Raw genomic sequence first — 26,778 nt, forward strand, 5'->3', positions numbered from 1 at the left:
TCACTGCGATGTAACCGTGTTTGACAGAGAGTATACCGTGTGGCCGCTGCTATCTATCCACTTGAAGATAGCATTTGCTGAGTCCATACCAGAGATATCAACATCAATGATTTGTGTTGAGGATGATACAGGTATTGGAACAGCATCAGCTAGTGCACTAGCAGGCTCATCTCCAAACGGTCCAGAAGACATGAATGAGTAAGCAACTATGAGGTCACCAGCAGGGACTAAGCATCCATTTTTAGGTTCAATATATACTTTCACTGCGTCATTTATATCGTCTACATTTACGTAGTCAACGGTGATGTTTGCCCCATACAGTTCTTCTGCAATGTGGAATTTAGCACTCAGAAGTTCTGTTTCATTTCCCTCAGGATCGACAGCAACAATACGTGCATCATAGTAACCTGCGAGTCCGTATGTATCAACGGCGGAGTTTACCTGATCATCGAATGAGAAATACCAAGCTCTTAAACCATCATCGCTATTGAGATTATCTTCATGATATACCTCTAAAAGTTCGCCATTAACAAGCTTGTAAAGAATACCTTTCATGGTTGTATTGCTGTATCCAGACTGTTCATAAATGAAGGCCATTGTTCTGCTGATAACATCATCGACGTTTATGCCATACAAACTCATCAGGTCCTGCACTTTTTTAGCATCTATATCATAGAATGCAGCAACATTATCGATAGATTTGTTGTCTGGTTTCGGTGTTTTCATGTCGTAAACTGCATAGAGGTTGAGAACTCCATCAACTGCATATGATTCAAGATCAGTTCTATCTATGACTTCAAGGGCATTGAAGTGGAATAACTCATTATCAACTAAACAGGCATCATCATATAGACTTGGGCTTCCTACGGTAGACCATCTAAGGAACTCATATTGTTGCAGTTGTGCGCCTACGTTGCTGTAAGTGTATTGTAATCCATTTTTGAGCATTGCGATGTTTATTATCTGTTCAATGTGTTCCTCACGGATCTCACTGCCTTTATCATCATAGATATAATGGTAGTTAATTACAATTCCTGATTTTGATTCGAACCCTTTCTTAGACGCCCATGCATTTGCAAAGTCCAAAGCATAACCTTCGTCATAGATCACATTAACAATATCATCAATTCCATCGCTGCTGAATGTGAATGTATATTCTGCAATTGTAACATCGTCTGCAGAGATTCTCAGATGGTAATCTCCTTCACCAAATTCAGATAACTGATTATTGAATGAGAGATACCATGCGCGGAGTCCTGCTTCATTTTTAAGATCTTCAGAGAATCTAATTATGTTATTTCCACCATCGTAGGCTAATTCTCCTTTAAGATTGGCATTCTCTTCAGCAGATGCTAGATAGTACATCATAAAAAGTGTCCTATCATCAATGTCAACAATTGCTTTGTTTCCACTGTCTTCTCCGTTAATAGGCAATGTGAAAAGCAGATTAATAATGTCCTGAATGTTAACAGATTCACCATTGTTTGTGAAATGAGATATGAATTGAGTTAACAAGTCGGTTAGATACATAGGAATTGAATTATCCATTCCATTATCTGTAGCGTCAGGGAGTTCATAAATAACGTTTTCAATATATTCATAAAATATATTTTCAAGAATTGGACCTGCGATATAGTTTGACCCTGAGAAGCTTGATGAATAATTCATATTGTAGCTTGGTGCTAGAGGGTGATTACATATGACGGCATAATAATCTCCAGCGTCATTGATGCTGATACCATCTTCAAATTCAAAGTATTGTTCACAATCATTTTTATTTACAAAGAATCCATCGAATGGGATATCATAGTCGCGTTCATTCATCTTACTTGTGTCCAGTTCAACTGTAGTCCCATCAAGGAGTTCAACTGTAATTGTTGGGTAGACTTTATCAGGATGATCAAAAGACGGAACGACGTTCGATATTGTGATCATATCCGAGGTTATTGTTTTTGGTAGAATCAGCCCATAGAATATGAATTTACACATGCAGAAGTCATTTTCACATGTGCAATCATCCATACTAAATGGGAGGTCTCCGCATTCACAGGACTCTGAATTTTCACAACAATCGTGTGTATAATTAGTTATGAAATAATAATCTGCTAGAATGTAGTTACCCGCATCTTCACCATCTAATCCCTTGAAGATGAGTTTGTGAATTCCAGCATCTGCTGATTCAAATTCTAAGAGGAATGAAACTTCATCTTCATCAAATATATCTAAACAGACTATGTTTCCAAATACATCTGTCGTTCCATCAAATATCTTGACTACGAGTGGTAAAGCATATTTGATTACTTTCTGAGATACTGTAAACTCAACTTTAAAGTCAGAATCTACAATGTTTTTACCATCATCACTGATGGCATTTGTTGATACAATATAGGTCAACTCATATTTTCCGGCATTTGTTACCTTTAAGTTGAGGAATGCAGAAGTTTTGTCGATAGTCTCTACTTTAGCACTTATTCCATTTACATCTAGTATACTATCAGTGAAGTAATCTTCTACATTGTATACAAATTTAGCTCCACATACATTGGTATAAGTGATCTCTTTTAGAACCTTAATGTTGTTTGCAGCTTTAAACTGAGTGACGTCAACTGGAGCATCCTGGTATTCACTGTTGTATTCAATGTCATGAACATCAATTATAACACCACGGTCTTCATACAAGTTAGAAATAACTACATCTTCTCCAGCTTCATTAGTCTTTATTTCTGATACGTTTGATATTGTACCAATATCTGATACAGATCCCTCGTCATCAACGGTTAGTTTGTATTCGATGACAGCGCCATCAGTTGTTTCAAAATTACGAAGCTTTATGTTTGATTTTACGAGAACATTTCCATCCTCATCTATTTCTTCTGGAAGAATGATAAGTTTTCCCATTAAACTGCCTTCCAGAGTGATGTCTCCAGAGACAACGATTGGTGTGTCAGCACCAATTGGAGTAAGTTCGCCATTAATAATTAATGAACCAGCTTTGATTGCTGAGATTCCATCAACATTTGAGATAGAACTGCCATCGTATGTAATTGTACCATTAACAGTTATCCTCTCAAACTCAAATTCAGACCCTTCTGAAAGTACTGCGATAGATCCAATTGGAATAATTAATGATTTAGCATCAGTCGTAAATCCATCTAAAAATGAGTTTGCATCTCCATCAAAAGCATTACCTCCCGATAAACCAACCTCAGGTTTGTCACCATTTGCTATGTTATTTTTAGATACGTCGAATGTTGAGTTTTCATTTAAAGATCTGAGCATAATGCTTGCGCCCCAGCTAGGAGCATCAGCAATTATGTTGTTAGAAATCGATATTTGACTTCCACCAGCGTAGCTCAATCCAACTTTATCATTTCCTGAAAAAGCCCTGCCTTCATCTGCACCGAGTTTATTATTAGAGATACTAAGACTAAATATGCTTTCAGATGCAGTAGCACCTCTTTTACCATCGCGAGCGCCTTCAAAGGATAATATTGCGTTGGTAGTGTTACTATTATTGATTTCGTTTGAAACTATGGATATATCTCCTGCCTGAATATCAAGATAAGATATTGCAATTGCAGTTTCCGAGTTAATTGTACAGTATCGGATTTCTGTAGCTGTAGAGTCATTGACAGTTACGTTATTGTCACAGATGGATACTTTTCCATTAATTTTGATAAAGTTTAAGGTTGCTCCTGCTTCCAGAGTAACGTCTCCAGTGATTGTTTTTGCACCATCTGGGGCACCTACAAGATCAGTCAGATCCTTAGGGATATCTATACCATACAGTGACGTTCCAGATGGGATTGTTAAAGACCCAGTGAAGTCATCGTTAAGCAAAAGCTTGCTATTTTCAGCTGCGTTATCAATATCATCTTGAGATGAAACTGATACATAGTCAGGAGCCTCATCGCTCAGCACAACAGTGTTTGAATCGCCATTGTCATCGCTCATAAGCAAAGGCGATGCAAATGCAGCGATCGCTATGAACACTGCTAATGCCATAATTATCGATTTATTTTTCGACTTGTCGTTCATAATATCACTCTGCCTTCCAAATCACGAAAGCTTTCGCTGATCCTATTTGGAGAAAATTTCAAAAACTGATTTTGAAAACCATCCGTTGCAAACGATGGATTTTTAAAACGACAATGACATGATGCATGCATCTCAGAGTTTCGAGCCTCGAAATTATGTGAAGTAAGGTGATGCTTGCTTTCGCATAACAATGTTACAAACGAAGCGACCGGTGAGCATTGACCGCTTACGCTGGAACATTTGTAATATGAAACAACACCACGCTTATCCGCATAAAAAATCGACTTAAGGTTAAGCGGCGAGGAATTCTGAGATCCTTTTCTTTCTTTAACAGAAGAAGTGATCAACAATCCTGACTCTTTAGCAGAGTGAGAATTCCAATACCCCCCCCCCGTCAGGATTTGGAGGTAGGGGTTCTGAGACAGCATGTCAGCTCCAGATGTGTCTGAAACCTTAACAAACAAGGTCTGTTTATTCATACATGCCACCATCGTTTTGTTCATCGACAACGGGTGCGTAAGAAGAATAAGACGAGCGATGTGATGACACGCCGGTTCCCATCCTTGCGATCGCACACACATTGAATATCAATGAACTTAGGCTACCGATTGGTTGCCTCATATTTAAAATATTACTTGGATTAAGTATTTGATAAATGGAGTATTTATCCATAGCCAGTAACTGATTTTAACATATGTAGAATTATCATTACAGATAATTCTAAATGAGTAAAACTCTAAACATTAAACATGATATATTGCATCATTGAGCGGACAGATTATAAAATTCGTAATTGATACAAATAGTGTATAATCAAAAAAAGCCTGCATAACGTATTAAATAAAAATATTCAGAATAGATAATATCATAAAGGCTTCTAAATGAGTTGACAGTTTAGACCTAAGCTATTTAGGTTAGTCTTGCGATGAGTATAACGCTAAGACAAAAAACAGTTATATATTAGCTCAGGAAGACTAAACAATTTCATATTAATGGCATGTGTGTAAGTTATGACTGACAGTGAACTACCCAATACAGAGTGTTGCGAGATGAACAATACAGACAATGTTTCCCTTGATGACCCGCAGCTTTACTTCAACCGAGAACTCAGCTGGCTGAAGTTTAACAAAAGGATACTGGAAGAAGCGGAAGACCAGACCCAGCCGCTGCTGGAGAGAGTGAAATTCTTAGCCATATGCGGAAACAACATGGACGAATTCTTCATGTCACGCATGTCTACATTGAGACATCAGGCAGAGAGCGGAGCATTGAACATCTCTTCCGGGAAATCCACTCCTTTGGAGCAGATCGAAGCAATAAGGGAAGAAGTGTGTAGGCTTACAACAGGATACTGCGAAGTGTGGGAAAAACTGAAAGCCCAGCTGGCAGAAAATGGGATATATGTTCATAAAATAGAAGACCTGAGCGAAGAAAGGCAGAAGAAACTGAGGGAATTCTTCGAGAACAATATCTATCCAATACTTACACCGTTGTCTTTTGACTCCAATCATCCATTTCCATTCATTTCAGGCGGGTCCATAAATCTTGCAATCCTTGTTAAAGACAAAACTGGAAACAGCAAATTTGCAAGGGTAAAGGTTCCGGGAAGGAACCTGATTGAAAGGTTTATCAGGATAGAGGACGAGGGAGCAGAAAAATCAGCAGAATTCCACTTGGTCATGCTGGAAGATCTGATAAGCTCCAATCTGGATGTGCTGTTTCCAGGAGTGAGCGTAGAAAAAGTGTATCAATTCAGAGTGCTGAGGGATGCAGAATTCGAAATAGAAGTTGATGAGACAACAGACATTCTGACAGCAGTGGAAGAAGGATTGGAATCAAGATTTGTCGGAGAACCGGTGAGGCTTGAAGTTTCAGAAAACACACCGGACAAAATCATCGAACTGCTGTCCTGGAACCTGAAACTGCCGGCATATATGATCTACAAATCAGAAGCTCCACTGGCACTCAATGACTTCTGGCAGATTCACGGCATAAGAAGAGCAGAGCTGATGGATACTCCTTTTCAGCCGTACACGCCGAGAGCTCTTTCAGACCTGTCAACGATAGTGGCCAAATCCACTTACAAAGACATCATGCTCTACCATCCTTACGACAGTTTCCAGTCCTTCGTAGATTTAGTCAGGAAGGCTGCAGAAGACCCTAATGTGATGGCAATTAAGATTACATTTTACAGAGTTGATGCTCATTCGCCGCTGATTGATGCTTTGATGGAAGCAAGAAGAAACGGCAAAGCTGTAGCTGTCGTATTAGAGCTGAAGGCTAAGTTTGACGAGACTAACAACATTTCATGGGCAAGACGCCTGGAACAAGCAGGTGTGCATGTTGTTTACGGTCCTGTAGGTTTGAAAATTCATGCAAAGCTGTGCATGATAGTCTACAAGACAAGAAACGGCATCAAGCGCATCTGCCACTTATCTTCAGGAAATTACAATACACAGACTGCAAAGATCTATGGAGACATAGGATACATTACATGTGATCCGGACATAGCTTCTGATGTATCCAAGCTGTTTAACAGTCTTACTGGATACTGCGTAAATGAAGAATACAAGAAGCTTCTCGTTTCACCTGATTACCTGAGAGCAGGAATAATGGAAAGAATTGAGAGAGAAATTAAAAGACAAAGGGAACACGGCGATGGGTATCTGGGATTCAAGCTCAATGCACTGGTGGACAGAGGCATTATCAGAGCATTGTACAGAGCATCAATGGCTGGAGTCAAGATTGATCTCAATGTCCGCGGAATGTGCTGCCTCAGACCAGGAATTCAGGGAGTCAGCGAGAACATCAGGGTGATTTCCATTGTTTCAAGATTTTTAGAACATGCCAGAATATACTACTTCAGAAACGGCGGGGATGAAGAGGTGCTTTTAGGCTCATCAGACATGATGCCGAGAAATTTAGACAGAAGGGTGGAAGAACTGTTTCCCATTCAAGATGACAGCCTCAGAAAAGCAGCAATAGATATTCTCAATATCCACCTTTCAGACAATGTGAAAGCAAGAGAACTGCAGCTGGACGGAGAATGGATAAAACTTCATCCCAAAGAAGGGCAGGAAAGGATCGATTCGCAGGAATGGCTGATTGAGCATAGAGGAATATGGCATGGGGAAAACTGAAAGCCTGCAGGATCTTGCAATTCAGACTCTTCTGGAGCCTGCTGAAACTCTGATTAAACTGAGTTCTCTGAAGAACTTTGAAGAAGAGGATATTCACGACATCAGAGTAGCATCGAGAAGGCTGAGAACCGGCATACCAATCTTCAGCTCATGCTTCGAGGGCAAAGAAGCGGCCAAATGGCTGAAAGCCCTGAAATCTCTTACAAACTCACTGGGAGATGCCCGGGACAGCGATGTTTTTATCAAGTATCTCAGCAGGTATGAGGATCAGCCGCTGACAGAAATCGTTGAAAGACTGAAAGTCAGCCGGGAGAAATCGTATATATTTGCAAAGAAAAGAATATCTCAGATGCACAAAAGCGGCATCCTGGAAGATATAATTTCAAATCTTAAAGAAATAAACTGCAGCGATAAGAACTGCTACTCCCTCGGACTGGCAAACATCTGTGTGAGATATTCAGCAGTAGAAAAATACAGCCGGAATTTGGATGATGTCTATGACAAGACAGGACATCATAAAATGAGGATAGCAGTCAAGAAGTTCCGTTACTGTCTTGAAGTTTTCAGCCCTTTGTTCGATGACAAACTGTCTGCAGAGCTGGCATCTCTGAAAGAACTGCAGGATTCTCTGGGAAAAATGCATGATTTTGATGTATTTTTAGAAAAAATTCCAGAAATTATCAGGGAATCCGTGTTCGAAGGCGCAGATATGGACAAGATTCTTGAGCTGCAGGATTTACTGCTTAAAAACTGCAGAGAGTCGAGAGATAGACTATACACAGAAACAAGGAAAGTCTGGAAGAGGCTGAATGATGAATATTACAAAGAACATCTTACTGCCAAATTTGAAGAAAATCTGCCAGATTGTTTAAAAGAAATGCAGAGTCAGAAACTGATGATCGTTTCAGACATTCACGGCAGTTACGATTCACTTGTCAAAGCATTGAATGATGCCATATGCAGAGGAGTCGGCGGCATTCTCTGCCTGGGAGACATCTCGGGCAGAGGAGACACCGATGCCTGTCTCCGGCTGCTCAAGCAGAATAATGCTATATGCATTCATGGAAACTATGATCTGGCTACAGCCGAAATCTATTGGTCATCGGAATTTTTCAAATCAAGATATGAGTTGAAAGATTCAATGAAGAATATCTCACTGGAAAGCATAAATGAGATTCTGACATTCCCCTCAAGGCTGAGATTGAAAGTATCAGACAAAAGGATCCTCATGGTTCATGACAGCCCTGCCGGAGGAAAGGAGCGCCTGGGACCCAAGACCCCCGCGGACAGACTTGCCTGCCTGGCAGATATGTCTCAAGCGGATATAGTACTCATGGGGCACTCTCATCTGCCCTTCATCCGCAGGGTCAATGAAGTCCTTTTTATCAACCCGGGAAGCATCGGCAATATCAAAGACTCAGATGCCAGACCGTCTTACGCAGTTCTTGATGTAAGCACCGGGGAAGCAGAAATAATAAAGCTGGATGATGGATTCTCAGAGGTCTCGTCCAGATGCAGACTGGAAGACATACATACAGAGGATAGGAAGAAAAATGCAGAGATATCAGGCGGAATCGATGACGTTTTCAGACTGGCAGAGAATTTGGACATAAATATCAGCCATGCAGCGGCAGTAGCAAGATTATCTTCCAGTATATTCTGCAACACATGCGGGCTGCACAAGCTGTATGAGGATGATCTCACTCTCCTTCAATATGCAGCAATCCTGCATGATGCAGGTTGGCTGATGGGCAAGAGAGATCATGAAAAGAATTCTTACAAAATAATCATGGATCTCAGCCTGCCGGTGAGCAGCAATGATAAAAACATCATCGCCTGCATAGCAAGATACCACAGGGGAGATCTGCCGGAACTGGACGACCCGGAAATAAAAGACGTGTCGAATACAGACCTGAACAGAATTTTAAGATTGGCCGGCATTCTCAGGATTGCCGATGACATAGCAAATCAGACAGATATGGAAGAGATTACAAACTGCCCGGTAATCAATGGAAGACTGGAAATATTCCTCTCGCAGAAAACAGATGACATTTTCTTGAAAAAGAACGACTTGTTTGAAAAGGTCTTTAAATACAAGGTGGAAGTGCTGTGACCGAAAGCCGCAATGTAGCATTCATTGATTTGGGAACAAATTCCATCAGGCTTTTAATAGGCAGCATTGAAGAGCCGTGTACATTTACGCTCTTAAGAAAAGAAAAAGAGATTGTCAGGCTGGGAGAAAGAGAATTCGGAGAGAATATTCTCCGGGAAGATGCTATAGATCGTGCAGTAATGGTCTGCAGACAGTTCTCACAGCTGGCTAAAACATACAATGCGGCAGAGATTGTAGTTGTCGCAACGTCAGCAACCAGGGAAGCAAGGAATCAGGAAGAGCTGATAGAACGCGTGAAGGAAGAGACGGGACTGGACATCAACGTCATTTCCGGGAGAGAAGAAGCCAGGCTTACTTATTTAGGAGTAAGGTCCGGCACAGATTTTGAGAATAAAACCACTCTGCTGATAGACATCGGCGGGGGCAGTACGGAAATAGCTGTCGGCGACAAGGAAGACTACAGCGGACTGTGGAGTTTTCAGATCGGCGCCATGAGGCTGAGTCATAAATTCCAAAAAGACAAGGAGATTGTCGGAGACTCCGCATATAACAAAATGAAAAAATACGCCAGGACGAGCATCGGGGCTTCCGCCAGCTCCATAAAAAAGAAAAAGTGGGAGACGGTCATAGGCGGTTCAGGAACCATCCTTAATCTGGCGGACATGAGTTTCAGAGCTTACGGCGGAAAGGAAGGAACGATCAAGTACTCCAACCTGAAGAAGATGTCAACCACACTGCGCAGCCTGCCGCTGGAAGAGAGAAAGAAGGTTCCCGGCATAAATCCCGAGAGGGCAGATATCATAGTTGGAGGAACAGCGATTCTTGAAACGATTATGGAAGAATTCGGGATCAGCGAACTCAGAACTACCGACAGGGGAGTCAAGGACGGGATGGTCGCCGATTATCTTCTGGAGATGAAAGAATGTTCTCAGAACGGCATGTCTGTGAGAGAGGCAAGCGTACAGAAACTGGGAAAGTCCTGCGGCATCAATGAAAAACATGCTGAAACAGTGGTAAGACTTGCACTGGAGCTTTTTGATACTTCAAAAGAAAGCGGCATGCACAAACTGTCAGACGATGAAAGGGAACTTCTGCAGTATGCAGCATATCTTCATGATGCAGGAGAATTCATCTCCTTCAACAACAGAAGAGAGCATTCTTATTACATAATCATGAACGCTGATCTGCTGGGATTTAATAACCGGGAGATTACGATCATAGCTGAGGCAGTGCTTCATCAGAGTAAAAAACTGCAGAGTTCTGTCAATCCGCAGACGGTTCTGATTCTGTCGGCACTTCTTAAACTGGCTGAAAGCCTGGACCGCAGCAGAAACAATGTCATAAAATCAGCATCGCTGCAGAAAGACGGCAAAGTATCAGCAGTTTTGAAATGTACGGCAGAAGGAGATGCTACTTTAGAAAAATGGGGCCTGGAAAACTGCAGAAAAACGTTCCAGAAAGCCTTTAATAGGGACCTGAGAATTAAAATAAAACAGGCCGAAAAACAATAACTAATATATATGCGAATAAAGCCTCTGAAATCTGTTAAATGAATCTAACCATACTAATTAAAAAGCATATCGTAAAGTATAAATATTAGTAAGTTGACTTAGCTCCTATAAAAATGTTATCTGCAGGGATGCGCATGAAATTTTTAGGTACGGTTTCAAAGATCAATTATGATGGCAAACTCATTGTAAGGGGATCCTTTGCACCGAACCCGCGCGACCGCATCGTGGATAACCGAAACAAACCTGTTGGCCAGGTAGGAAGAGTCTTCGGACCTGTTGATTCACCCTACATACTGGTCAGACCAAACGGCAAGGGGGGCATGCTTTCCCTGATCGGAAAGCAGGTCTACATTGAGGAGGTCACATACAATGCCAAAGGTAAGAGAAGGGACCGAAGAAATTGAAAAATGTGAAGCGTGCGGAAGCCGCCACTTGGTACGTGATTATGAGCGTGGGGAACTAGTCTGCGAAGACTGCGGAATGGTGCTCGATGATCAGTTCATAGACCAGGGTCCCGAATGGAGAGCATTTGACGTAGAACAGGGAGAAAAGCGTGCCAGAACTGGTGCGCCTATGACTTACACGATACATGATAAGGGTCTCTCTACCGAAATTTCTTGGAAAAACAAGGACAGTTATGGTAAGAGCATTCCTACAAGAAACCGTGCCCAGCTCTATCGTCTGAGGAAATGGCAGAGGAGAATAAGAGTTTCAAATGCCACAGAAAGAAACTTGGCATTTGCTCTGAGCGAATTAGACAGAATGGCATCTGCAATGGGTCTTCCCAGAAACGTGAGGGAAACTGCAGCAATGATTTATCGTAAAGCAGTTAACAAGAACCTCATCAGAGGAAGAAGCATTGAGGGAGTCGTAGCAGCTTCGCTGTATGCGGCATGCAGACAGTGCAATGTCCCGAGAACTCTGGACGAAGTAGCAACTTCATCACGTGTCGGCAGGAAAGAAATCGGAAGAACATACAGATTCATGACGAGAGAGCTCAAACTCAAACTGATGCCTACAAAACCGCAGGATTACGTGCAGAGGTTCTGTTCAGAACTGAAGCTGAGCGGCGAAGTGCAGACAAAAGCAGCAGAAATCCTCAAAGATGCAGCTAAAAAAGAGCTTACATCCGGAAGAGGACCGACTGGTGTAGCTGCAGCAGCTATCTACATCTCATCGATTCTGTGCAATGAGCGCAGGACCCAGAGAGAAGTGGCAGATATCGCCGGTGTTACTGAAGTGACAATCAGAAACCGTTACAAAGAGCTCACTGAAAAACTCGGCATCGAGATTCAGCTTTAAATTCCAAACAATCATATGATACTGCAGTCCAGTACCATGTGATTATCTTTATATTCTTTATTTTCATATCGGGCGCAGGGACTGTTTTGCAGAGTTTATATTCACTTATCGAAAAAATCCTCAGCTACAACGGCTTTGATTCGCACAGAGCAGATGGATATATCATTGCAGACAGGGAAGACAGTAATGCAGCAATATGCCTGCAGATGACTTTTGATATGGCAGCCCTCAATCAATTTCTGGCAAAATTCAGCGACTTCACTGGAAAAAAGATTTTAGTGGTAATGGGAGGCCTGCCGGAAGAAGTTGCATATGATATTGATCCAGATGTGATAATCTGGGATAAAAACAGCTTAGAGGATGAGATTAAGAGAGTAAAGCTCGAAGACTCTGTGAATAAAAAGAACTGCAGTATCCTCGATGAGATAACTGCAACTGATTTTCCTCCCCTGATTTCTGAAGAAGAGATAGATGAAGTCGAAAAAGTTTCTTTATGCGATATTATTCTTAAACTCAATTACACAGAAAATGAAGTGGATGAAGACTACCCTGCCTGCATTTTAAAGTCCATACATCTCGTACCGTATTTTGTTTTCAGATGTATGATAAAATCTGATGACCTGCAGAGTGCCAAGAGCATGAACATCGCCGTAAATTCAGTATCGATGAGAGCTGAAGCCTGGGGAGATGTTGATGTTGTGTATTCATTGGAGATTGAGCACAGCAAAATGCAGCCGGCCATTACAGTGAGTGATGCTGAGCAGATAACCCTGCAGGAAATCATAGAATCCAACAGTTCTGTAAGAGAATACATCTTTGAAAACAAGAGCATCACGCTTAAAGAGCGCCGTAAGATCGCACCTAAAGAAGATGAGATAAAGATAGAATATCTGAACACATATTATGTTCCGGTCTGGCACATTAAAAATGAAGGCAGTGAAATATATGTGAACGGATACAATAAGAAAATAATAGACTTTTACAAATCTCCTATAGATCGTTCACCGGTTCATACGTAAGCAGCAAACCGTTTCCAAGAATTTTATAATCAACCAGTTTAAGATTTACAGGCTGCTCGAAACCGTTTCCGTCTGCCGGCGTAGGTGCTGTTCTTCCCCCGATGATCATGCTGCCTACAAATACGCAGTATTTGTCAACAAGTCCGTTTTCAAAGAATGAGGAGATCACTTCACCTCCCCCTTCAACCATTAATGTCCTGATGCCGCGGTCGTAGAGTTTCTCCATCAGGTCTGTCAGATTGACTTTGTCTCTGCCTGTTCTCAAAACTTCTGCGCCTGCCCATGTTTTGCTGCAGTTCTCGCATGTTACAATCAATGTCTCAGCGAGATCATCTAATACTCTGGCGGTTTCAGGCAGACGTCCTCTGCCGTCTAAGACGATTCTCAGCGGATTTTCCTCGTAGCTGAGACCTTTGACTGTAAGATGCGGATCATCAGACAAGACTGTACCTATCCCGACCAGAATGGCATCAGAATTCTTTCTCAGTTCTTTGACCCTTGCGAGATCTTCCGCTGAAGATATCCGCATTTGTTTTCTCAGCACAGAAGCTATTTTTCCGTCTGCAGTCATGGCACAGTTAACAGTTACAAAAGGCCGCATGATGATCATTCCAATTATTTCTGAGGTTTGACTTCAACTAAAAAGCATCCGCTGTCATCTGATATGTTACATTGCACATCTACAAATTTCGGAATCAGATCCATCAGGGTGTAGAGATGATTTGAGATTTTTCTAACCTTAAAGCGGGAAGTTCCTTCTGCAAGAACCATGTAGGGAAACAGCTGGTCTGCCGCATGCATATCAATCGTGCCCTCGGAGTTGATTTCCTGCTTCATGGCATCAATGCCCATGGACGCTACTTTTTCTGATGACAGTCCTTTTCTTCCCAGGGCATCTACTCCAAAGACTGTATTTTCATACTCAGTGTACAAAAACAGTCCTGCTCCGTCAGAAATACCATTGCTGCTCTGAATCACATCAGCGCCGGACATGGTTTTCAGCCGTTCTCCGATCTTATACGGCAGATTCTGAATGTAACAGATGCCGCCTTCATTAAGAAGCTCTCCGCGGCAGCTCAGATCAATGGATTTGAGCGGTCCTGGAGATAGGGAGATGTCGACCATTCCTCCCCCCTGAGGATGAAAGCCTCTTGCAAAATCATTCAATGTAATATTATAGCCCATTCTCTCCAGAAATGGAAAAATAACGTATTCACAGTAATCTATGGAGGGAGAGTAGTACACATTCGTACCGCCGTAAACCTTGAGATGCATGTGCGGTTTTTTCAACACGGCCAGCATACATGCCTGAAGTACAAGCGGTATGCTGCCTGCCGTCCCTACATCTATAGTATAATCCTGAAGTTCTGAATCACCTGGAGAATATCTCAATTCTTCTGATCCGGTGAATGCTCCCTCTAATTCTCCCCCGCAGATGGAAGCTATGGCTGAAACTGCGGCGACATGCTGCGGCCTCAGTCCTTTCTTGCTGCGGTTGGCACGGATATTTGTGATTGTAATTTCCTCATCCAGCAGAGCAGAAAAGGCCATCGAGGTACGGACAATTTGTCCTCCTCCTTCTCCCATCGATCCATCAATAGTTAACATTTGTGAATGAGTGTATGTAAAGATAGTATTACAACCCTTTCAATAGATTATCTAATATACAATTGATTAAGACAGACACTATGCGTCTATATGTACAATCTCTGAGAAACTTGACCAATCCTATTGCACATCTTTTTCAAATGAGTTTTAACAGACATGAATGAGTAATTAGTCGATGTAACGCATTCATAGCGTATATCTAGGCATTGATCCATTATACAAGTATGTAATGAATGAAGATATTTACATTCCTACATTTACACCTGATGAATTTTATGCATTGATACACGGACGACTGGAAAAAGATTCAGAAGATTCATTCATACTCTCAGCAATAAGATATGGAGACTTATTGAAACATGAGATTGCTGAAATTGCAGATGATGCTGTAATAATTTTCTTTGAGTACACATATGGTTCTAAGAATGTCTGCTTCAGGCGTCAATTCAAGAGAGGAGTGGATTTTAATAGTAATATCCTTGATCTTACTCACAGATATGTATCTATAAGTGAATTTAATAAAATTTTATTACTCAAAGAACATGAAACACTGGAGATGCATGCTGATTTTGCATACTTTGAATGTCCAGTCATATTAAGACATTGTACAATTAGTTGCAGCGACTTTGAGTATGCCATATTTAAAAGAGCGTTTGAAGCACAAGAATGTACGTTCCTGGAAAGAGCTGATTTTACTAACTCTGTGTTTTTGAAAGGTGCTGAATTCACAGGTTCTAAATTTTTGGAAAATGGAAATTTTCGCAGATCTATTTTTTCGTGGAACACATATTTTACAAACTCAGAATTTTCTAAAAATGCTGATTTCACAAGCTCCCGATTTTTAGGAGACAGTAATTTCACAGGCTCTAGGATTTTAGGAAATGCCAAATTCATACAATCCAAATTTGAAGGAAACACAGAGTTTACAGATACAAGATTCTCTGGCAGCACAAATTATCATTGGTCTAAATTCCTTAAAAACGCCGATTTTACAAATTCTGAATTTCTGGGAGAGTGTAGTTTCACAGGTACAGAATTTTCCGGCTACGCCAGTTTCTTCTACTCCAGATTCTCAGAAGATGTCAAATTTGAAGCACCGATGTTCTCAGGAGATGTGAGTTTTTTTCGATCAGAGTTTCTAAAGAACTGTGATTTTATAAGTTCTAGATTTTTAGGAGAAGTCAAATTCACACAGTCTATATTTTCAGCCTTGGCTGACTTTACAAATTCAGAGTATGGCGGGAGAACAAATTTTCGATATTGCAAATTTAAAGGAGATGCCAGATTTACAGAATCTAACTTCAGAGGAGATTGTGAATTCATAAGATCTGAATTTGCGAATCTTGCAGACTTCAGCAGCTCTAAGATCATAAACGCCAACATTGAATTGCCAGAGCCGACTGATTCGAAACAAAACGGCAATAATTTATGTTTTAAAAACTGCACATTCGAACAGATATCACGAATTAAAGGATACGGCACTATTGATATTACTGCAGCTAAGATTATCGGAAAACTGTATCTGGACTGGGATTATCTTAATGCAAAACAAAACAAGAAAGATATGTTTTTCAGAAAGGAAAAATGCGGCTGCAGATTAGAGAACAGGTCATCAGGAGTCTTTCAGATACTGAAAGAAAATTATCGTCAGCTTGGGCAGTATGACTGGGAGGATGAAGCGTATGTGGAGTATAAACGAGAAAAAGTAAGAGAAAAACATATAGAACGTTGTAAAGAACATCCACGATATGCCAGGTTTACACAAAAGGTAAGAAGAAATGATGAACGTACGTACAGACCGTTGCCGTCTTTATTAGATTTAGTGGGAGAATATGGAACTAATCCGAAATTAGTTGTCTGCTGGATGCTCATTGTACCATTAATATTCGCAGGAGTTTATTATATAATGATGCAATATGGATCAGTAATAGAACTGGGAAATGACGGCCCGACTAATCCAGTACATAATGTTGCAAATGCCCTCTACCTGAGCAGCATTACATTCCTGACTATCGGATTCAGCGATATGTATCCGATTGAAGCAGTTCCAAGGCTATTCGTGATAGTTGAAGGATTTCTCGGCCTTTTCTTAATGGCGTATTTGACCATTTCATTCACAAGGAAAACTCTCAGATGACAACTCTGGAAGATTAAAAGACAATATTCCATTAGAGAATAGAGGAATAATCAAGAAACTGTAAGTTCAAGCCCACTGTCTAAATAACTAGTTCTGATGAGTCGTTACTAAATATCGTATGGATGTGTGTTATTATCTCAAAGGAACATTACAACATACACCGTTTGTTACAGAAGACAATAACGAAAATTGATGCACAGACCATCAGAATAATTGAAAAAATCAAAAGACCTTCGCTCTCGATTATAGCAGACAGGATTAATGGTATAGTTGTTAAAGATACTAAACCGACTAAACTTGCTAATTTTTTTGTGTCATATTGAGACTTTTCTGAGTCATTCATTGTGTTGAATCCGGCAATTGCCCAAGTTCCTTTTCCGCACAAAAATATGACACTGATCACGATCATGGCCAGTAAAAAAATCCAAGATATATATTCAGACCCATTTGGAGATACGAGGGCAAAGATCAAAATTGCAATAATTAAAAAAGGAGATATTACTGCAAGAGCAGCTAACTTTGAACTATCATCCATTCAAAATCCTCCATAAACATGATGAGATTGATTCAGTACATTTACGATCAGTATATGCATTTGTAGTATAAACTAAAATTCGATAAAGATGTTCGCGACTCTCAAAGATTGCAGTCAATAAAAACATCATATTCTTTCTATGACAGAAATTTCAAATGGAGTTGTCGACTCATGCCTTTCAGCACAGATCAGAAATGTCAAATAACTATTGATGCAATTAGTAACTGCGCATCCGCTGAGAAGTCGTGGGGTCCTAGCCGCGTGCGATGATGGATTTAGCATACAGGACGTTATCGGCATTATCAGATCCGCAGAAATGCGGATCTGGGGGTGTGGTCTTCTAAAGTTTTTTTGTGCAGTAAGCAGATCCTTCTTTGTATTTGGCTTTTTTAAGTCTGTGTAAATATTGGTCATCGGAATGATTGAATGCTGTTCCAATAGCACCTACGACAAAATCATGAGCTTGCAGAGACATTGTATCCTTTGATTTGACCATTTTACACTCTATGTCTTTACTGTTTTGAGCAGCGACTTTCCTACAGATTTCACAACCCTTGTCCGGCTCGCTTTCTGTACTGATTGCTGTGTGTTCATCCAAAATGAAATAGTAGTTAGAGTCACCAGAATCCTGCAGAATAAAGTCTGTAAATTCTGCCAAGGCCTGCTGATACATTTTCTTCTTTTCTCCCCAGTGAAAGTGAGATATAGATACGAATTCTGGCTATGCGTAATGGTGCGAGCACCGGGATTCGAACCCGGGCTTCAAGCTTGGGAAGCTTAAATCATAACCGCTAGACTATACTCGCATTAAAATATTAAAAAAGAGAGATGGATTACTTTACCATCTCTAACTGACTTATGATATTCCAAATCAGTGTGCGGCCGTGTAATGGAATGTTGGGGTCATTTGCCAGTTCATCTAAAATAAAGATCGCGCTCGCGGCTTTGACATCCAAAGCTTCGTCTTGTTTAAGAAGTTTATCTTTAGCATCGTTTGCCCCGCGTCTGATGTTACGCGGCACAGAAGTATCGTCTGCCAATTGATCGAGCACATCGATAATCTGCTTTAAATTCGAATTGTCTGCCATAATTACACCCCACTTAAAGTATTTTTAAAATGTTTGGTTCAGAGTTCATCCTCGAAGAATGATTCTCCGCTTCTCTTAAAGGTAGTGACCACCATTGATGTGTTAGTCTCTTTTACTCCGGGTATCCCGTCAGTTTCAATCAGGAAGGACTTTAACTCTTTATACGTGTTAAAGCGGACCATCGCCATAATATCCGTTTCGCCTGTGAGAATGTAAACATCATCAACAGAACTGTTCTTAGATATTGCTTCGGCTATTAAATCTACATCTTTGGTTTCCACTTTTACGCTGATCATTGCTGTGACCTGGTCATCCCCATAGTATGAGGAGATTATCGAGTCATAATCTGATCCATCTTTACTGCTGCGCATATAGGCACCCCTGAGTTCTTAGCTACACGGGTCTCATGCGTTTTCAAATTCTTCCTGAAGGTCGATAATTACCTGCTCTAAAACTTCTTCAAGTGAAGAGCTACGGTATTCGCGGAGACCGCCGATATCACTTTGAACTCTGGCTATGTAGTCATTGTTATCCTTTATAAACTCAACGTTGCAAAGGCTCTCTTCCACCATAACACCTCTCAACAAAATTTTAGTCTGATTGGTGCAAACAAGATTTTATATATATCTCTTTTGTCAAAAATCAACAAACGTAAATATCTTGATTCAGCAAAATGCTTAATCTAATGGCGTGTTTTATACCTTGATCATATGGATGCTCAGATCATCAGCGGAAAGGAAATCTCAGAACAGATTCGTGAAGAATTGAGAGAAAAAGTTGCATATTTGAAAGACCGCGGCATTACTCCCGGTTTAGGAGTGGTGCTTGTAGGGGAAGACCCTGCATCGAAAATATATGTAAATAACAAAATCAAAGCCTGCGAAGATCTGGGACTGAAATCCAAAGCAGTGATTCTCCCAGCGGAAGTGACGGAAGACGAGCTGCTGAAGAAAGTAGATGAATTAAATGCGGATCCGGAAATCCATGCGTTTCTGGTACAGCTTCCGCTGCCGAAGCATATCGATGAGAATAAGGTAATCAACCGCATCGATCCCCACAAAGATGCAGATGCGTTCCATCCATTCAACGTAGGAAGGATGCTTATCGGAGACCCCATCTTCATGCCCGCCACCCCGCACGGCATTCAAGAGATGCTTGTGAGGTCTGGAAACGACCCGGCAGGAAAGCATGTAGTGATTATAGGCCGCAGCAACATTGTCGGAAAACCTGTCGCCGCAATTCTCATGCAGAAAGGAAAAGGCGCCAATGCTACAGTTACTGTATGCCACTCCAGAACAAGCAATCTCCAGGAAATTGTAAAAACCGGGGACATTGTCGTAGCGGCCATAGGATCTCCCAGATTCATCACGAAAGATATGATAAAAGAAGGGGCGGTCGTGATAGATGTCGGAACCAACAGGGTGGAAGATGCCACAGCAAAGAAAGGCTACAGACTGGTGGGAGATGTAGACTTTGAGAACGTGAAAGAAGTAGCATCTGCGATTACACCGGTTCCGGGAGGAGTCGGACCGATGACCATTGTCATGCTGATGAAAAATGCCATCTCAGCAGCATACAAAGCGAATAACTTAGAGATGTAAGGGAAAGTATTAATCAATCAGCAACATTAAGGCGTGTTGGTATGTTACGCGAATGTCCAGAGCACGGCTATTTCAGAGGCGATTTCTGCCAAGTATGCGGAGAAGAAGGAAAATACCTGATGAATGATGAAGAACTGAGCCGCATCAGCAAAGCTATGGCTGGCTCGCTTCGTCACTTCCCTGAAAAATTTGGTCTGGAAATGGACGAACAGGGATTCGTGTCTATCCGCGATTTTGTAGATGCGATGAAGAAAAGTCATCCCAGATACCGCTGGCTCAGACCACATCACATTGTTGCACTGATTGAAACTGATGAGAAGGGAAGGTATCAGATCGTCAACGGGAATATGCGCGCAACATATGGTCACACAATAGATCTGGATCTGAAGCATCCTACCGATGACATTCCGGACGAACTGTATTACCCGACAACCCAGGAAGAAGAAGATATTATTCTGGAAACGGGACTCAAGCCCTCAGACCGTAAGATGGTGCACCTCTCAAGGGCATATGAGGACGCTTTAACAGCAGGCAGGGTCCGCACGGATTCTCCAGTCATACTGAAGGTGGCTGCAGCAGATATGATCAGCGCAGGTATGGAAATTCAGCATGCTGCAAAAACGGTGTTTCTCACCAAAGAAGTACCTCCAGAATACCTGACAGTTGTCAATGACGAATGATACTGCAGCAAAACACGTTATAGCATACTACTGGGACGCATTTGACCCGGTAGTACTGCTTTATAATTCTCAGAATAATTCCATAGATAAGCTTGGATTAACACAGATCAATTTTTCAGCCTCGGAGAACAAAATCTGCACAGGAAAAATGGAGGATGATGAGTACATCCCGTGTCCGCAGCAGGTGAAGCTTACTAAGAATGCAACATGCATGAAATGCAGCTCTCCTGCCATACCAGTGTTGGAATGCGTTTTTGAACCCAGATGCGAGGGGGAACGGTGCGGCAGTCCTCTTTTCTGCACAAGACCGCACGTTGTGTATCTTGCACTTTACAGCAATCTGATAAAAGTCGGCATGACCTCAGAAAAGAGATTCAAAGAACGCATAACAGAACAGGGAGCTGATGCAGCCGCGGAGATCTTTGTGTGCAGAAACAGATTGGAAGCAAGAACCCTTGAAAAAGAGATTTCAGCAAGATTCAAAATTCCTCAGGAAATAAAGCCAGGAGCATTGATGAAACAGTGGGTCACTGCACCATCCATGCCGCAGATGCAGAATGTATACAGCACATATTTACAGAAGATAAGCACCTGGAAAAAACCGCTGAATAAAGATCTGGATGCCTTTGATAAGTATCCCATAACAACAAGACCGAAGTCGCCTCCGAAAATTGTTCACTCTAAAGGAAAGCATACCGGCAGCGTAATGGGGATAAAAGGCAGGTTTTTAGTTTACAGCACACCAAAAGGAGCAAGAGCATTAGACCTTTCTGATTTGGTAGGAAGAACGATTTTCATCAATGCTGATGATGATTCCAGATAGAGAGAAATATTATATACCCAGTAACCGTTTTTACCCCGCTCAACTGAAGTTGATTCTGTGGTGGGATGCACAGAAACTCTAGAGATAGCGTCTCGCCTCCGAGCGGAGGTTAAATGTATTTAAAACAGATCGAGTTGGAAAACTTTAAGTCATTTGGAAAAAAGCTTACTGTTCCACTTCTTGAAGGATATACTGCAGTAACTGGCCCTAACGGGTCCGGCAAATCAAACATATCGGATTCAATATTGTTCGTTTTAGGTCCCAAGAGCTCTAAAGCAATCAGAGCCGGCAAGCTTTCTGACCTGATATTTAACGGCGGAAACAATAAAAATCCTGCTAAATACTGCAAAGTTTCACTTGTTTTTGACAATACAGACCGCACCATCCCCATAGATGAAGACATTGTGCGCCTCACCAGAATGATTAAGATGTCTGCTGACGGCGAAGGCTATACTTCTTATTTTTACGTCAATGACAGAAAATCGTCACTATCTGAGTTTGACATGCTGCTATCCAATGCCCGCATAAGCGCCGACGGATATAACCTGGTACAGCAGGGAGATGTTACTAGAATTGTAACCATGTCTAATGTTGAGCGCAGAAGAATTTTAGACAATATTTCCGGCATAGCAAAATTCGATGAGGAGCTGAACAAAGCAAGCGAAGAAAGAGAAGAAGCGAATGCGAACATTGAACGCATCAGCATCATTCTCAACGAGATACTGGCTCAGATGAAGCAGCTGGAAAAAGAGAAGGAAAATGCGCTTAAGTATATGGAGCTTGAAGAGAAGCTTACCATTTCCAAAGCCAAGCTGGCCAAGCGCAGAAAAGAAAACACGCAGGTAGAGATAAGAAGCCTCCGCGACCAGATTGAAACTTTCAACAAGCAGATCGAAGACGGCAAACTGAAGAAATCAGAGATATTCATCAAGATAAATGAAATCGAGGGAGCCGTAGTTCAGATTGAAGAGGAGCTTGTGTCAAAAGGCGGAGAAGAGTTCAAAGAGCTGCAGAAAAAAATCGATGTTCTGAAGATTCAGGTTGCAAGGATGGAGGATAAAGTTGCAACATCCGCGCAGACTGTTACAGAACTTGAAGAGTCCCTGGTTGAAATTGGAGAAGAACATGATGAAATGAGCCAGGAAGTCTCAGAAATGAAAACCAAGCTGGAAAAGAATCGGAAAGAGTATTCTTCCGAAGAAGAGAAGCTGGCTAAATCCAAAAAGGAACTGGAAGAGACTCAGAACCAGATTTCCGCCTGCGATGAACAGCTTGCAGATCTTGATGCAGAGATCAGCGAAAGGGAAGCTTCAGTCAGAGAATCTGACAGGGTCCTGAATTCCATGAAGATGGAACTGGAAAGACTGGTCAGCAGAGAAAACCGCTTTGACTCAGACATAACAGAAGCAGCTGAAAGGGTGAATTCTCTGGACTTTGAAGTCAAGGAAATAGACTGGAAGATCAAAGAGATCAGAGACAGTGAGAAAACTTCTGAGAAAGACTTCAGGGAGCTGCAGGAAAGACTGATGGCTAAACGCAGCGCGGAAACAAGACTGATGAGAGAGTCTGACGAGCTGGAACAGGCCGTTAAGAGCCTGACTCGGGAATTAACGCGCATTAAGGCTGAAGAAGAGGCTGCAGGAGATGTTGCAAGAGGATACAACAGAGCGGTCCGTGCAATACTGGATGCCAGGGATTCTTTAAAGATAAGGGGCATCCACGGCACAATAGCAGAACTTGCCGAGGTAGATCCGGCATATCAGACTGCATTGAATATTGCTGCTGGAAACAGAATGCAGGCAATAGTCGTTGATGATGATCAGACGGCTGCAGAATGCATACAGTATCTTAAGAACAACAGATCCGGCAGAGCAACATTTCTGCCTCTGACAAAGATGCTGGACGGCCGCCCGAGAGGAAAGGCAATAATGGCAGCCAAAGATGCCGTGGGATTTGCTATAGATCTGGTTAAATTTGACGAGCAGTACCGCGCCGCCTTCTGGTATGTGTTAGGAGACACAGTAGTCGTTGATACGTTAGACCAGGCCAGAAAGCTGATGGGCGGCGTGAGACTGGTGACAGCAGGCGGAGAACTGCTGGAGGCCTCCGGTGCAATGGTCGGAGGAAATGTGGAACAGTCCAGCCTTAAATTCGGGTCGTCATCAAAGGGAAAGAAAGAAGAGATATCCCAGCAGCTTGAAAAAGCTCTGCTGGCCTCGGAGAGTTTATCTGTGGATCTGAAGGACCTCCGCGATGAGATTCTAGATCTTGAGAGACAGCTGCACACAATCACCGGAACAGACAAGTCTTCATCGATAACTCTGGAAACTCTGGAAAAACAGCGCAAACAGCTGAAAGAAAGATATGACCAGGGAGTGGAGCAGAGAAAAGAGAAAGAAATCGAGAAGCAGAAGATATCTGCTGAGATATCTGAACTGTCTGGAAAGATTGAATCTCATGAGACTGAATTGAATGGAATGAGGGAAACTCTGGAAGCCGCCCGTGCCAAGATGGAAGAGATTGCACCGAGGGAGCTGTCTGACAGACTTAAATTCCTTCAGGCTCAGACTTCAGAGCTGGCAGTAACCATGGCCTCGCTGAAGGCGGAGATCGATACACTTACAGCAACAATAGGGATGACCGAACGCAGACTGAATGATCTTGAAAAAGAAAAGCTGCAGACGATCAATAAAATAGAGACGGTCAAGGCAGAAGGAAAAACCGCTGCAGAAGGAGCAGAGAAAGCCAAAGTGGAACTCACAGCTCTGAGACTGATTGAAGAGTCGATGGGAAATGAGATTAATATTCTGCGCAAGAAAAGAGATGATCTATTCAAGCAGAAAGTCAGGCTCGGCTCTGAAAAGGACAAGATTTCTGCAGACATTGAAACTGCCGAAGGAATGATCATCAACATCAATACCAGAATAGGGCAGTGTCAGGACAGCATTAAAGAGCTGGAAGAAGAGCTGCAGAGTTATAATGTTGACATATCTGATGAAATTCTTCCTACAATCGAATCTCTGAAAGAGATAATAAGACAATGCGAGAGAGCAATGAATGCCATGGGGGCAGTGAACCTCAGGGCTCTGGAAGATTACTCTGAAAGGAAAAAGCGCCATGATGAACTTGATGAGGAAATCAAGAGACTCAGCGCACAGCGCGATGACCTGCTCAAACTAGAAATGGAGCTGGGAGATAAAAAGAAAGTTGCGCTGATGAAAGTTTACGAAGGCGTAAATGTAAACTTCAAACAAGCTTACTCAGAACTGTCTCAGGGAGGAGATGCTGACTTAATTTTAGAAAACCCTGAGAATCCGTTTGAAGGCGGTCTCAGCATAAAAGTTAAGCCGAAGCAGGGAAAGGTTCTCAGGCTTGATGCGCTCAGCGGAGGAGAGAAATCGCTGACAGCGCTTGCATTCATATTTGCCATTCAGGAATACCAGCCGTCTCCGTTTTATCTTCTGGATGAAGTGGATATGTTCCTTGACGGAATAAACGCTGATATGGTAGCAAAGAGAGTGCAGAAGTCATCAAAGACAGCTCAGTTCGTACAGATTTCACTGAGGAAGATTACTCTCACCAAGGCCGATCATATAATCGGTGTTACAAAACAGGGCGGAGGAATCTCAAACGTAATTGTAAGGCCTAATATCTCAGGGATTGAAGACTTCCAGAAGGAGTTTGGAATCTCGGACGAGAAAGAGGAGGGTAGCACATGAAATTCACTGGTACAGAGGGTGTCCTGCAGCATCTTCTATTTCACAAAGCAATAATCGATGAGAATGATGCTTCAGAGAAAATTGACAATTATCTAAGAATCCTGGAAAGTGCTTCAGAGACAACAAGCAGCGACCCTCTCGACCGCTCCATTGAAACAGTATTCGACTTAGTATTGAATAACGACATGGATCCGTGGGACATCGATCTGATGCGCTTTACACAGCTTTATACTGAGAAGGTAAAGGACAGCGAAGTGAATTTCGTACTTGCTGGAAAATTAATGCTTATGGCCTGGTCAATCCTGAGGATGCAGAGTGAGAGGATTCTTATAAACTCTGAAGAACAGGAAGAACCGATTGACGAATTTTATGATGATTATGGCAGCGAAAGGGAACTGCTCTGCATGCCTGATGAAGTATCCCTGTATGAGGTTGTCAGACGCAAAGGTTCCAGGGCAGTCACTCTGGTAGAGCTTCTGGAAGCCTTCGAAGAGGCAAGAAGAGAAGAGGAGCAGAACTTATCCAGAGTCAGAATCAGAGAGGTCAAGCCTAAAGATGAGAAGTTTGACACAAAGGCTCACAATGATGACATGGAACGCGATGTTGAAATGATCTGGGCCAGGATTATGAAATGCGGACCAGGCGAGATTGACATCGAAGACATCTGGGAAGGAGGCCGGGAAGACCTGGTGACTATATTCATGTCCGTATTGTTCCTGGCAAGAGATGGAAAAATCGATCTCTGGCAGGAAGATGCTCCTTTCGGCAGAGTCAGACTTCAGGTAAGAATTGAAAAGGACATTGCTACAATTGAAGACATCTCTTCTGAGGTAGCTGAAGAGATTGTAATTGAGAACAAAGACTCGGTGGTGTGAGATGGATCTGGATCCAGTAAGAATAATCGAGGCTGTTCTATTTTCATCGCCTCAGCCCGTTAAGATATCAGATATGGAAATACAGACACAGCTGCCGTCTGCCACCGTCCGCAAAGCAGTAAAGGATCTAACATCAGAATATGAGAAAAAAGAGACGTCTTTGAGAGTTGCCAAAGTGGGAAGCGGATATGCTTTGCTGCTGAAGGATGAATACGCGCCTTTCGGCAGAGCCTTTGCCCCTAAGGAAATTCCAGACAACATACTTCGGACAGCCACCTGGATAGCTTATCATCAGCCGGTAATGCAGAGCGATCTTGCTCATGCTCTGGGAAGCAAAACATACACAGACGTCAGAGAGCTTCATGATCTCGGACTCATATCTATGAAAAAGAAAGGGCACAGCTATGTGCTGAGCACCACCAAAAAATTCCCGGAATACTTTGGAATAAACGGCACCAGCCCGACCGCTATCAAAAAATATCTAGAAGAAAGAGCGAAAGGAAATTAAGCTCTTGAATGCGATTTAAGATATGGTATGAAGGTCAGAGTTTCAGACCGTATTAATACGGAAAGTTTAAATCAAGAATCC

Annotated in this window: 22 protein-coding genes and 1 tRNA gene; 13 read left to right on the forward strand and 10 right to left on the reverse strand. The window is 42.1% G+C overall.

Translation table 11 applies throughout. The features are described from left to right. Both H729_RS07715 and H729_RS10035 read right to left on the reverse strand, forming a co-directional pair. On the reverse strand, window positions 1–4,038 hold the full coding sequence (locus tag H729_RS07715) for a hypothetical protein (protein ID WP_020449447.1): 4,038 nt from the start codon (window positions 4,036–4,038) through the stop codon (window positions 1–3). Beyond that, window positions 4,035–4,517 (reverse strand): hypothetical protein, encoded by a 483-nt coding sequence (locus tag H729_RS10035; RefSeq protein ID WP_020449448.1) that lies wholly within the window; start codon window positions 4,515–4,517, stop codon window positions 4,035–4,037. Before H729_RS10035 ends, H729_RS07715 begins: the two co-directional genes overlap by 4 nt. A 531-nt stretch (window positions 4,518–5,048) precedes the next feature. Here H729_RS10035 and ppk1 point away from each other — a divergent pair. The 6 genes from ppk1 to H729_RS07750 all read left to right on the forward strand — a co-directional run bounded on the left by ppk1 (window position 5,049) and on the right by H729_RS07750 (window position 13,123). Beyond that, the gene (gene ppk1, locus H729_RS07725; RefSeq protein WP_020449449.1) at window positions 5,049–7,178 is read left to right on the forward strand and encodes a polyphosphate kinase 1; all 2,130 of its coding nucleotides are present in this window, start codon (window positions 5,049–5,051) and stop codon (window positions 7,176–7,178) included. Next, the gene (locus H729_RS07730; protein WP_020449450.1) at window positions 7,165–9,291 is read left to right on the forward strand and encodes a YfcE family phosphodiesterase; all 2,127 of its coding nucleotides are present in this window, start codon (window positions 7,165–7,167) and stop codon (window positions 9,289–9,291) included. The genes ppk1 and H729_RS07730 overlap by 14 nt, the downstream gene beginning before the upstream one ends. After that, window positions 9,288–10,802, forward strand: a complete 1,515-nt coding sequence (locus H729_RS07735; RefSeq protein WP_020449451.1) for a Ppx/GppA phosphatase family protein — start codon at window positions 9,288–9,290, stop codon at window positions 10,800–10,802. The genes H729_RS07730 and H729_RS07735 overlap by 4 nt, the downstream gene beginning before the upstream one ends. 113 nt (window positions 10,803–10,915) lie before the next feature. After that, on the forward strand, window positions 10,916–11,206 hold the full coding sequence (locus H729_RS07740; protein WP_148285444.1) for an H/ACA ribonucleoprotein complex subunit GAR1: 291 nt from the start codon (window positions 10,916–10,918) through the stop codon (window positions 11,204–11,206). Next, a complete protein-coding gene (locus tag H729_RS07745; RefSeq protein WP_020449453.1) occupies window positions 11,172–12,104 on the forward strand; it encodes a transcription initiation factor IIB in 933 nt (310 codons plus the stop codon). Before H729_RS07740 ends, H729_RS07745 begins: the two co-directional genes overlap by 35 nt. Before the next feature lie 86 nt (window positions 12,105–12,190). Continuing rightward, the gene (locus tag H729_RS07750; RefSeq protein ID WP_020449454.1) at window positions 12,191–13,123 is read left to right on the forward strand and encodes a hypothetical protein; all 933 of its coding nucleotides are present in this window, start codon (window positions 12,191–12,193) and stop codon (window positions 13,121–13,123) included. On the opposite strand, the gene H729_RS07755 is transcribed toward H729_RS07750, so the two are convergent. Beyond that, on the reverse strand, window positions 13,095–13,724 hold the full coding sequence (locus tag H729_RS07755; RefSeq protein WP_081633179.1) for a 2,5-diamino-6-(ribosylamino)-4(3H)-pyrimidinone 5'-phosphate reductase: 630 nt from the start codon (window positions 13,722–13,724) through the stop codon (window positions 13,095–13,097). The two genes, H729_RS07750 and H729_RS07755, sit on opposite strands and share 29 nt — an antisense overlap. Before the next feature lie 14 nt (window positions 13,725–13,738). Next, complete coding sequence (gene rtcA / locus H729_RS07760; RefSeq protein ID WP_048134069.1) at window positions 13,739–14,731, reverse strand: RNA 3'-terminal phosphate cyclase; 993 nt, start codon at window positions 14,729–14,731, stop codon at window positions 13,739–13,741. A 229-nt stretch (window positions 14,732–14,960) separates the two neighbouring features. On the opposite strand from rtcA, the gene H729_RS07765 reads away from it, so the two are divergent. After that, window positions 14,961–16,868 (forward strand): potassium channel family protein, encoded by a 1,908-nt coding sequence (locus H729_RS07765; protein ID WP_020449457.1) that lies wholly within the window; start codon window positions 14,961–14,963, stop codon window positions 16,866–16,868. 148 nt (window positions 16,869–17,016) lie between these two features. Here the strand turns inward: H729_RS07765 and H729_RS07770 are convergent, their stop codons facing one another. The 6 genes from H729_RS07770 to H729_RS10040 form a co-directional block, all read right to left on the reverse strand. Beyond that, entirely contained in the window at window positions 17,017–17,403 is a 387-nt protein-coding gene (locus H729_RS07770) for a DUF3784 domain-containing protein (RefSeq protein ID WP_020449458.1), read from the reverse strand. A 340-nt stretch (window positions 17,404–17,743) separates the two neighbouring features. Further along, window positions 17,744–18,076: a DUF3800 domain-containing protein gene (locus H729_RS07775; protein WP_020449459.1), complete on the reverse strand. Its 333-nt coding sequence runs from the start codon at window positions 18,074–18,076 to the stop codon at window positions 17,744–17,746. A 58-nt stretch (window positions 18,077–18,134) separates the two neighbouring features. Continuing rightward, window positions 18,135–18,209 (reverse strand) — tRNA-Gly (locus H729_RS07780). Window positions 18,210–18,236: 27 nt separating this feature from the next. Continuing rightward, a complete protein-coding gene (locus H729_RS07785) occupies window positions 18,237–18,491 on the reverse strand; it encodes a UPF0147 family protein (protein WP_020449460.1) in 255 nt (84 codons plus the stop codon). A gap of 38 nt (window positions 18,492–18,529) precedes the next feature. Then, window positions 18,530–18,862 carry an Lrp/AsnC family transcriptional regulator gene (locus H729_RS07790; RefSeq protein WP_020449461.1) on the reverse strand — a complete coding sequence of 111 codons (333 nt, stop codon included), beginning with the start codon at window positions 18,860–18,862 and terminating at the stop codon, window positions 18,530–18,532. A 33-nt stretch (window positions 18,863–18,895) separates the two neighbouring features. Then, window positions 18,896–19,063, reverse strand: coding sequence for a hypothetical protein (locus H729_RS10040; RefSeq protein ID WP_020449462.1), 168 nt, complete (start codon window positions 19,061–19,063; stop codon window positions 18,896–18,898). Between the two features lie 138 nt (window positions 19,064–19,201). On the opposite strand from H729_RS10040, the gene H729_RS07795 reads away from it, so the two are divergent. The 6 genes from H729_RS07795 to scpB all read left to right on the forward strand — a co-directional run bounded on the left by H729_RS07795 (window position 19,202) and on the right by scpB (window position 26,697). Next, the gene (locus H729_RS07795; RefSeq protein WP_020449463.1) at window positions 19,202–20,092 is read left to right on the forward strand and encodes a bifunctional 5,10-methylenetetrahydrofolate dehydrogenase/5,10-methenyltetrahydrofolate cyclohydrolase; all 891 of its coding nucleotides are present in this window, start codon (window positions 19,202–19,204) and stop codon (window positions 20,090–20,092) included. Between the two features lie 41 nt (window positions 20,093–20,133). Then, a complete protein-coding gene (locus H729_RS07800; RefSeq protein WP_020449464.1) occupies window positions 20,134–20,772 on the forward strand; it encodes an RNA 2'-phosphotransferase in 639 nt (212 codons plus the stop codon). Next, a complete protein-coding gene (locus H729_RS07805) occupies window positions 20,762–21,595 on the forward strand; it encodes a DUF2797 domain-containing protein (RefSeq protein WP_020449465.1) in 834 nt (277 codons plus the stop codon). Before H729_RS07800 ends, H729_RS07805 begins: the two co-directional genes overlap by 11 nt. 113 nt (window positions 21,596–21,708) lie before the next feature. Then, window positions 21,709–25,314, forward strand: coding sequence for a chromosome segregation protein SMC (gene smc / locus H729_RS07810; protein WP_020449466.1), 3,606 nt, complete (start codon window positions 21,709–21,711; stop codon window positions 25,312–25,314). Further along, a complete protein-coding gene (locus tag H729_RS07815) occupies window positions 25,311–26,189 on the forward strand; it encodes a hypothetical protein (protein ID WP_020449467.1) in 879 nt (292 codons plus the stop codon). Before smc ends, H729_RS07815 begins: the two co-directional genes overlap by 4 nt. Window position 26,190: 1 nt before the next feature. Continuing rightward, a complete protein-coding gene (scpB, locus tag H729_RS07820; protein ID WP_020449468.1) occupies window positions 26,191–26,697 on the forward strand; it encodes an SMC-Scp complex subunit ScpB in 507 nt (168 codons plus the stop codon). Window positions 26,698–26,778: the final 81 nt, after the last annotated feature.

Origin of the sequence: Candidatus Methanomassiliicoccus intestinalis Issoire-Mx1, from assembly GCF_000404225.1 — an archaeon.
GTDB classification, from domain to species: domain Archaea; phylum Thermoplasmatota; class Thermoplasmata; order Methanomassiliicoccales; family Methanomassiliicoccaceae; genus Methanomassiliicoccus_A; species Methanomassiliicoccus_A intestinalis.

What these genes read in the sequence shown, in the direction of transcription:
- H729_RS07755 (WP_081633179.1), bottom strand. Translation starts at nt 13,724, where the DNA reads ATGCGGCCTTTTGTAACTGTTAACTGTGCCATGACTGCAGACGGAAAA.
- H729_RS07790 (WP_020449461.1), bottom strand. Translation starts at nt 18,862, where the DNA reads ATGCGCAGCAGTAAAGATGGATCAGATTATGACTCGATAATCTCCTCA.
- H729_RS07815 (WP_020449467.1), top strand. Translation starts at nt 25,311, where the DNA reads ATGAAATTCACTGGTACAGAGGGTGTCCTGCAGCATCTTCTATTTCAC.
- H729_RS07795 (WP_020449463.1), top strand. Translation starts at nt 19,202, where the DNA reads ATGGATGCTCAGATCATCAGCGGAAAGGAAATCTCAGAACAGATTCGT.
- H729_RS07800 (WP_020449464.1), top strand. Translation starts at nt 20,134, where the DNA reads ATGTTACGCGAATGTCCAGAGCACGGCTATTTCAGAGGCGATTTCTGC.
- H729_RS07770 (WP_020449458.1), bottom strand. Translation starts at nt 17,403, where the DNA reads ATGGATGATAGTTCAAAGTTAGCTGCTCTTGCAGTAATATCTCCTTTT.
- H729_RS10035 (WP_020449448.1), bottom strand. Translation starts at nt 4,517, where the DNA reads ATGAATAAACAGACCTTGTTTGTTAAGGTTTCAGACACATCTGGAGCT.
- smc (WP_020449466.1), top strand. Translation starts at nt 21,709, where the DNA reads ATGTATTTAAAACAGATCGAGTTGGAAAACTTTAAGTCATTTGGAAAA.
- H729_RS07805 (WP_020449465.1), top strand. Translation starts at nt 20,762, where the DNA reads ATGACGAATGATACTGCAGCAAAACACGTTATAGCATACTACTGGGAC.
- H729_RS07775 (WP_020449459.1), bottom strand. Translation starts at nt 18,076, where the DNA reads ATGTATCAGCAGGCCTTGGCAGAATTTACAGACTTTATTCTGCAGGAT.
- H729_RS07740 (WP_148285444.1), top strand. Translation starts at nt 10,916, where the DNA reads ATGTTATCTGCAGGGATGCGCATGAAATTTTTAGGTACGGTTTCAAAG.
- H729_RS10040 (WP_020449462.1), bottom strand. Translation starts at nt 19,063, where the DNA reads ATGGTGGAAGAGAGCCTTTGCAACGTTGAGTTTATAAAGGATAACAAT.
- H729_RS07765 (WP_020449457.1), top strand. Translation starts at nt 14,961, where the DNA reads ATGAATGAAGATATTTACATTCCTACATTTACACCTGATGAATTTTAT.
- H729_RS07715 (WP_020449447.1), bottom strand. Translation starts at nt 4,038, where the DNA reads ATGAACGACAAGTCGAAAAATAAATCGATAATTATGGCATTAGCAGTG.
- rtcA (WP_048134069.1), bottom strand. Translation starts at nt 14,731, where the DNA reads ATGTTAACTATTGATGGATCGATGGGAGAAGGAGGAGGACAAATTGTC.
- H729_RS07730 (WP_020449450.1), top strand. Translation starts at nt 7,165, where the DNA reads ATGGGGAAAACTGAAAGCCTGCAGGATCTTGCAATTCAGACTCTTCTG.
- scpB (WP_020449468.1), top strand. Translation starts at nt 26,191, where the DNA reads ATGGATCTGGATCCAGTAAGAATAATCGAGGCTGTTCTATTTTCATCG.
- H729_RS07745 (WP_020449453.1), top strand. Translation starts at nt 11,172, where the DNA reads ATGCCAAAGGTAAGAGAAGGGACCGAAGAAATTGAAAAATGTGAAGCG.
- ppk1 (WP_020449449.1), top strand. Translation starts at nt 5,049, where the DNA reads ATGACTGACAGTGAACTACCCAATACAGAGTGTTGCGAGATGAACAAT.
- H729_RS07785 (WP_020449460.1), bottom strand. Translation starts at nt 18,491, where the DNA reads ATGGCAGACAATTCGAATTTAAAGCAGATTATCGATGTGCTCGATCAA.